Here is a 6430-nt window from a genome sequence, read left to right as displayed (position 1 = left end):
CCGATGACAGCTGACGAGATGCCCCGGGGAGATCTCCTCGAGCACCGGGGCTTGGGTCCGGCACAGGTCGACGGCGTGCGGGCAGCGAGGGTGGAAATAGCAGCCGGACGGTGGGTTGGCCGGGTTTGCGACTTCGCCCTGGAGTTCTATGTCCCCGACCTTGCGGCGGGGGTCGGGCACGGGCACCGCCGCCATGAGCGCTGCCGTGTAGGGATGCTTCGGCGCGCTGAATAGCTCCGGCGCCGTCGCGCTCTCGGCGATCTTGCCGACGTACATCACGACGACCCGGTCGCAGATGTGCTTGACGACGCTGAGGTTGTGCCCGATGAACAGATACGTGAGCCTGAGCTGTCGCTGCAGATCCAGCATCAGGTTCAAGATCTGCGCCTGCACCGAAACGTCCAGCGCGGAGACCGGCTCGTCCGCGACCACGAGGCGCGGATGCAGCGCCAGCGCGCGGGCGATCCCGATGCGTTGCCGCTGACCGCCGCTGAAGGCGTGGGGGAAGCGCGGCATGAACTCCGGCCGCAGGCCGACGAGCTGCAGCAGCTCCTCGACGCGCTCCGTGCGCGCCCGGCGGTCCCTCATCCCGTTGACCAGCAGCGGCTCGCCCACGATATCCGCGATAGTCATGCGGGGGTTGAGCGAGGCGTAGGGATCCTGGAAGATCATCTGGATCTGCGGGCGAAGCGGGCCCAGCTCGCGCCGGGACAGCTTGGCCAGGTCGACGACGGCGCCCTCGGCCGTTCGAAACAGGATCTCGCCGCTCGTGGGGATGTGGGCCCGCAAGATGCAGCGAGCCGCGGTCGTCTTGCCGCAGCCGCTCTCGCCGACGAGCCCGAGGGTTTCCCCTTCCCGGATCGCGAAGCTGACGTCGTCCACCGCGCGGACGTGGCCCACCACCCGTCGCGTCACCCCTTTTTGGATCGGGAAGAGCTTGCGGAGATGCCGGACCTCGAGCAACGGCCGGGGGTCCGGCGAAGCCTCGATCATGCCTATTCCGCCGCCGGCTCGTAGAGGAAACAGCTGACCTGATGCCCGTCGGCCACCGGCCGCAGGGCGGGAGACTCCCGATCGCACCTGCCGGGGATCACGTGCGGACAGCGCGGATGAAACGGACAACCGCGCGGGCGGTTGAATGGATGCGGGATCGAGCCGCTGATGGTCGGCAGGTGGGTTCGGGGTGCCGAATGCATGCTCGGGATGGATCGCAGCAGCGCCTGCGTGTAGGGATGCTGCGCCGCGTGGAAGATCCGGTCGACGGGTCCTTGCTCCATCACCCGGCCGAGGTACATCACCATCACGCGATCGGCCATCTGGGCGATCACACCGAGATCGTGCGTGATGAAGATGATGGCGGCGTTGCGTGCCTGCTGGAGCTGGCGCAGCAAGCGCAGCACCTGGGCCTGCGTAGTGACGTCCACCGCCGTCGTCGGTTCGTCCGCGATCAGGAGGCGCGGGTTGCACGAGAGCGCCATGGCGATGAGGGCCCGCTGACGCAGGCCGCCGCTCAACTGCCAAGCGTAGTTGCCCAGGCGCTGCTCGGGAGCCGGGATCCCGACGTCCCGGCATAGCGAAACGGCGAGGCGCCTGGCCTCACGCTCGTTCACGTTCCGGTGGAGCGCAATCGCCTCTAGAATCTGATTGCCGACCGAGTGCACGGGGCTGAACGCCGCCATCGGCTCCTGCGGGATCAGGGCGATCTCGCCGCCGCGGATGCTGCGCATCTCGATCCCGCCGGAATCGAGCCTGGCCAGGTCCTGGACGATGTCGTCGCGGCCGCCGCCGGTTCCGGCGCGCGGCCGGCGCAGTATGATCTCGCCGGACACGATGCGCCCGGGTGGCTCGACGATGCGAAGGATCGCCCGCATGGCCACCGACTTGCCACAGCCGGTCTCCCCCACGACGCCGAACACCTCGCCCGGCACGACGTCGAAGGAGATCCCGTCGACGGCCTTGACTACGCCCTCGTCCATGAAGAAGTGAACTTTGAGGTCGCGCACCGAGAGCAGCGGCCGTGCCTGATCGCTCACCGGCATGGGCGGCATCTCATTCGGCGCACCACGCTAATGGCCGTACGGATCGGCGGCGTCGCGGAGCCCGTCGCCGACGAGGTTGAACGCGAGCACAGCGATGATCACGACTACGCCCGGGATGAGCAGCCACGGCGCCTGCGCGACGGTCTGGATATTTTGCGCTTCCTGCAGCAGCACCCCCCAGCTGATGGCCGGTGGGCGGATACCCAGGCCCAGGAAGCTCAGAGACGTCTCGCTGATGATCAGCACCGGGATCGCAAGCGTGCTGGTCGCGATGATGTGGCTCGTCATCGCCGGCATCATATGCCGCCAGATGACGCGGAGCCGGCTGCATCCGGCCAGCTCGGCGGAGAGGACGAAGTCTTCCTCTCGAAGAGAGAGGAACCGGCCGCGTACTTCCCGCCCGAGCGTCGTCCAGCCGACCAACGCCAGGATGAGGGAAATCGCAAAAAACACCTTCTGGGGCGGCCAGTCCCGCGGCAGCGCGGCGGCCATGGCGAGCCAGACGGGGATCGTGGGCAGGGACTGGAGCAGCTCGATTACCCGCTGGATGACCAGGTCGAGCCACCCGCCGACGTACCCGGAGAGGCCTCCCAGGAACGCCCCCAGGATCACACTGAGCGCGACGGCGGCCAGGCCCACCGTCATCGAGGTACGCGTCCCGCGCATCAGGCGCGACCACTGGTCACGACCCAGCCGGTCGGTGCCGAGCAGGTACGCCCGGCTCTGCCCCTCGCCCTCCGCCCCGGTCGACGGGGATGCGGACGGCCCGGTGCCCAGGAGGTGAATGTCCGTGTCAAAAAGACCCAGCACCCGATAATGGTAGCCGTGGACGAGGAAGTGGACGGGAATCCGCCGCGTCTCGTCGGTCTGCCACTCCATCCGCAGCGTGACGGGATTTCGGTGCCCCGCGACGGCCGGGACCGAGGGGCGGACGCGCAGCCCCTCGAACGGGGCCAAGTGCTGCACCGGGATGAAGGCTAAGCGGGCGTCTGTGGCCTCGGGGTCCTGCGTGCTGAAGAAGTCCGGGAACAGCACGATAAGATAAAAAAGGACCAGCACGCCGGCGCTGACCATCGCCAGCCGGTGCTTCTTGAATCGCCACCACACCAGTTTCCGGTTGGACGCGAGCGAGACGCGCTCTTCGGCCACCGACGCGGACGGGACCGCTGCGGACGACCCGGCGAGGTCGACGATGCTCTCCCGAACCTCGGCGTCCCCCGGCACGCTCACCCTTCCATGCGGATGCGCGGATCAACCCAGGCCAGCAAGAGGTCCGAGATCAGGGTCCCGACGACCGTGAAGAAGCAGTAGATCATCAGCACGCTGCCCGCGAGATACGTGTCCTGCTGAATGAGGGCGCGCAGCAGCAGCGGCCCGATGTTCGGCAAATTCATCACCGTGGCGACGATCAGGCTCCCCGAGAACAGCTGCGGCAGGTACCAGCCGATCGTGCTGACGAGCGGGTTGATCGCCACCCGGACCGGGTACTTCAGGACCAACCGCCACTCCGACAATCCTTTGGCGCGCGCGGTGACGACGTACGGCTTATGGAGCTCGTCCAGCAGGTTGGCGCGCATGACGCGGGTGAGGCGAGCCGTCCCAGCGATCCCCAGCACGATCGTCGGCAGCCAGATGTGCGTGAGCAGGTCGGTCACGCGACCCAGCGTCCACGGAGCCTGCACGTACTCGGGCGAGAACAGCCCCGTGACGCTGATGCCAAAGCGCGAGAACGCGATCCACATCAACACGAGCGCCAGCATGAAGTTGGGGATCGCCACGCCGACGTAGTTCATGACGGTCAGCGCATAATCGACCCACGAGCGCGGATGCGTCGCCGAGTAGATGCCGGCGGGAATCGCGATCGCCCACGTGAGCACAAACGAGAAAAGCGCGAGCAGCACGGTCAACAGCAGATACTGATGGATCAACTCGGCGTTGGGGCGCTGGTACTCCAAGGACAGGCCGAGGTCTCCCCGCACGAGGTTCTCGACCCAGCGGACGTACCGGACATGGAACGGTTGATCGAGCCCGAACTGCCGGCGAAGCGCCTCGACCTGCTCTTCGCTGATCGACGAGCCGGACGAGGCGAGCATCGAGACGTAACTCGTGAGGAAACCGCCGGGCGGCGCCTGGACCAGCGCAAAGACCGCGATCGAGAATACCGCGAGCAGGAAGGGCAGGAGCAGCAGGCGCTGGACCAGGACGCGCAGCATGAGGACCGCCCTCGCTCAACGCGGCCGGGGCGCCACCGGGCCGCCCCAGCCGCGTGGCGATCGTGTGCCTACTTGTAGTAGAACTGCTCCGTGCGCGCGTTCCCCGGCGTGCGCAGCGGCCAGTCCTTGCCCAACTTGGTCGGGACGTTGTGCATGTGAACGTTGACCACGGCGACCCCCTGGTCCATCGGAGTGAGACCGACCGTCCCAATCTCGAACATGTTGTCCACCCAGACCTTGAAGATCTCCTGTGCGTCCCTGGCCTGTTCTTTGGGATCGGCCGTCTTGGCGCGGTCAATCAGTTCGACGAGGCGCTTGGCCGCCGCCGGCGGCTCCACCCCTTCCTTCCCGCCGGTATCGTACCACTGCTTCCACAGCGGCCCAATGGTGATGGTCCCGTAGAGGATCGTGCGGGGATCGTACTTCGGAGTCCCCGTAAACGGGAATCCGGCGGTGTCCTGGTTCCAGATCTCCGCCTGCAGGTCGTTCGACTGCCGCATCTGGAAATGCAGCGACCGCTCGCGGATCTGCACAATGGCTTTGATCCCGACCCGCTCCCAGTCCTTGGCGATCAGCTGTGCGACATCCGGCCAGGGACCGAAGACGGGCACGACGGAAAGCTCGACGGTGACGCGGCGGTTACTGCCCGGGAAGAGGCGGAAGCCCTCACCGTCCTTTTTGTCCAATCCTATCCGATCGAGGATCCGGTTGGCCTCGTCCGGCCGGTACTCTGTGTACTTCTGAGCGTAGGCATTGCCAGGGTAATACGGCGACCACGGCGCGGCGACCGGCTGGCGGGGCTCTCCCAGGCCGAGGAACGCCGACTCCTTGATCTGGTTCCGGTTGATCGCATACGACATGGCGATGCGAAAGTCCCGGTTCTGGAGCAACCGGCCGAGGTCGGGATCCTTCGTGTACGTCTCATTGAACGTGACGTCGGCGTCGGCGCCGCCGAAGCCCTGCCAGAGGATGACGCGATACTTGCCGTCCTTCTCGTGCTCCTTCAGCACCGGGTAGTTGCCGAGGATGATATGCCGCTCCTGCTCGTCGAGCTGGCCGGCGATCGCGGCGAGGTTGAGGGATTGGGGGTCGGCAAAAAATTTGAACTGGACCGTGTCGATATACGGCAGTTGATTCCCCGCCTTGTCCACCCCAACGTAGTAGGGGTTGCGGCGCAGCACGAAGAGCTGCTCGCTCACGCGGGTCTTCGCCACCCAGGCCGCCATCACCGGGCGATCCGGATTTTCGGGTGGATGCGCCTTGGCCGCAAAGAGCTCCACCCACGTCTTGAACTTGGCCGCAGCGACCATCTGATCCAGCTTTGCCTTCTCAGCGTACTTGGCGTGGAACTGCTTGAGGTAGTGAGCCGGCAGGAAGCACGCGTACTGGCGGTCGCCGCTGTCCTTGTTGGCGAGCTCCATCATGAAGGTGGTGCTCGGCTCCTTGTACGTCCAGCGAACCGTGATGTCGTCTACGCGCTGGACCGCGACAGGTGAGCCATCGTGGTTCTTCATCCACACGGGCGGCGCCGGGGTGAGGTCCTTGTTCAGGAGCACGTCGTTATACCAGAACATGATGTCGTCTGCCGTGAACGGGCTGCCGTCCGACCACTTGGCGCCCTTGCGCAGCCTCACCGTCCATGCCGTGAAGTCCTTGGACGGCGTCACGCTGGAAGCGTACTTCGGCTCGACCTTGGTCCCGTCCGGGGAGTAGCGCACGAGCGCATCGTACACGATGCGGTGGACGTTGTTGAAGTCGCTGGGACCCAAGAAGCCTCGGCGCCAAACGCCACCGTACTGCCCGATGCCCTCGATGGTGTCGACGACGAGCGGGTCTTCCGGCAGGCGCTGGGCCACCGGCGGCAACTTGCCGGCCTTCACGAGCGCCGCGAGCATGGGCGCTTCCTTGTACTTGGATGCTTGGGCGAGGACCGGAGGGGGCGTCGGGGCCTGAGTGCCGACCCCCAGTACCAGCAGGACGGCCATGAAGAGCATGAGACAGTGCGAGGTGCCGTTTAGGAGTTTCCGTCGCATTTTGTGCGCCTCCGTTTTTCTCACCCGTCCCGGTGACCGATCGGTCTCCGGCTCCGGCTATCGCGACTGCGCGGGTCACCCGTCTTGGGATCGCGTTTCGCCCGCGGGCGAAATTCCCCCTGCATTTCGAGCGGGTGGCGAGCCG

The 6430-nt window shown here is 66.2% G+C and carries 5 protein-coding genes; all 5 read right to left on the bottom strand.

All coding sequences use genetic code 11. The annotated features are described in order from the left end of the window. The coding region (locus tag VFP86_17795) for an oligopeptide/dipeptide ABC transporter ATP-binding protein (GenBank protein HET9001497.1) at nucleotides 1-993 on the bottom strand (993 nt) is incomplete at its 3' end. A 2-nt stretch (nucleotides 994-995) separates the two neighbouring features. Further along, entirely contained in the window at nucleotides 996-2039 is a 1044-nt protein-coding gene (locus tag VFP86_17790; protein HET9001496.1) for an ABC transporter ATP-binding protein, read from the bottom strand. Nucleotides 2040-2066: 27 nt separating this feature from the next. After that, the gene (locus VFP86_17785; GenBank protein ID HET9001495.1) at nucleotides 2067-3188 is read right to left on the bottom strand and encodes an ABC transporter permease; all 1122 of its coding nucleotides are present in this window, start codon (nucleotides 3186-3188) and stop codon (nucleotides 2067-2069) included. A 77-nt stretch (nucleotides 3189-3265) separates the two neighbouring features. Then, entirely contained in the window at nucleotides 3266-4252 is a 987-nt protein-coding gene (locus tag VFP86_17780; protein HET9001494.1) for an ABC transporter permease, read from the bottom strand. Between the two features lie 68 nt (nucleotides 4253-4320). Continuing rightward, entirely contained in the window at nucleotides 4321-6285 is a 1965-nt protein-coding gene (locus VFP86_17775) for an ABC transporter substrate-binding protein (protein ID HET9001493.1), read from the bottom strand. Nucleotides 6286-6430 lie beyond the last annotated feature (145 nt).

Source organism: bacterium (assembly GCA_035703895.1).
GTDB lineage: Bacteria > Sysuimicrobiota > Sysuimicrobiia > Sysuimicrobiales > Segetimicrobiaceae > Segetimicrobium.
Note: the sequence above shows the minus strand (reverse complement) of the source record. Positions and strands in the feature narration are given on the sequence as shown.

What these genes read in the sequence shown, in the direction of transcription:
- VFP86_17790 (HET9001496.1), bottom strand. Translation starts at nt 2,039, where the DNA reads ATGCCGGTGAGCGATCAGGCACGGCCGCTGCTCTCGGTGCGCGACCTC.
- VFP86_17780 (HET9001494.1), bottom strand. Translation starts at nt 4,252, where the DNA reads ATGCTGCGCGTCCTGGTCCAGCGCCTGCTGCTCCTGCCCTTCCTGCTC.
- VFP86_17775 (HET9001493.1), bottom strand. Translation starts at nt 6,285, where the DNA reads ATGCGACGGAAACTCCTAAACGGCACCTCGCACTGTCTCATGCTCTTC.